The sequence below is a fragment of the Gilliamella sp. Fer4-1 genome, from assembly GCF_001690515.1.
Lineage (GTDB): Bacteria > Pseudomonadota > Gammaproteobacteria > Enterobacterales > Orbaceae > Gilliamella > Gilliamella apicola_C.
The window spans coordinates 1-1019 of record NZ_LZGZ01000179.1 but is presented as its reverse complement, the minus strand read 5'-3'; the positions used below and the strand labels follow the sequence as shown (position 1 = coordinate 1019).

Genomic DNA, 1019 nt, shown 5'->3' with positions numbered 1-1019 from the left:
ATTTAGTTCAATTATAAGAGGATAACATATTAATGAAATTGGCTTTTCGACCAACTGATTGTTGGCGATGGTATTTTGATAGTGAATATGATAGTTTGATGCTTGAAGTTTCATCTGAAATGTTATTCCGTTCTTGTTATCCAAGTAAGATATTAATTCCTGATGTTTTTTGTGAGTTTCCATTTTCAGTTAGTGATGCAACATTTTATTATCAATTTCATGATAGGTGTCAGTTGCTTAATTTGACTGATTCGCAAAAAATTGAATTATCAATTAATGCTATTGTGGCGGCTAATTTTTTAAAACCGCAGATGCCCAAAAGTTGGTATTTTTCTCAACAACCTATGTTTTATAAGCCGAAAGTTGCTGATATTGTAGAAGTTAACTTACAAGAAACTGGGCAAAAAGTTTGTTTATTGGTGGTTGAAGCTGGCGAAAAAGCCTCGCTTTGTATTGTTGCTCAACCAACATTTGTTGCAATGAATAAAACCTTCTGCTTTTCAGAAGCGATTAAAGTGATGAATGATCGATTAAAGTTTATGCAAGATAATAAAACTCATCACTTAGAAGATCTGAAATTAGAAGCCATTTCGTAACATTAAAACCGCACTTTATTATTTAAGCTGTAAAACGTCGTCGTTCAGTATCAGGATACCTATAGCACGGTTATTAAATAATCTAACATGAAAAACAAGGCGCTTTAGGGAGATATGGATTTATAATATAAAGAATTTTGGCTTTTTCATGACCTTGATCTGCTGCCAATTTAAGGTAATATAGTCCAATCTCCTCCAAACCCGATGGCTTAACAAATTTGACTCCAAGTTCATATTGTGCTTCTTTATTGCCACCATCAGCTTTTGCAATCAAATTAATCATGTCTTTAGTATCGCCAAGAAAAGGTTCACAAAAACTTTCAAAACCATATCCACTGTTAATTGAAATTTTACAATAGTCACCATACCAATACAGTGCTTTTGTATAGTTTTGTGTAAAATATTTTCCACTTTCAAATAGTT

1 protein-coding gene and 1 pseudogene are annotated in these 1019 nt (G+C 32.3%); one reads left to right on the top strand and one right to left on the bottom strand.

Going from position 1 to position 1019, the window contains the following annotated elements; translation table 11 throughout:
- Positions 1–32 precede the first annotated feature (32 nt).
- Positions 33–596: a cell division protein ZapC gene (locus A9G30_RS06170; RefSeq protein ID WP_065568129.1), complete on the top strand. Its 564-nt coding sequence runs from the start codon at positions 33–35 to the stop codon at positions 594–596.
- Between the two features lie 82 nt (positions 597–678).
- Here the strand turns inward: A9G30_RS06170 and A9G30_RS12925 are convergent.
- A pseudogene (locus tag A9G30_RS12925) lies at positions 679–1019 on the bottom strand (hypothetical protein); the annotation flags it as partial.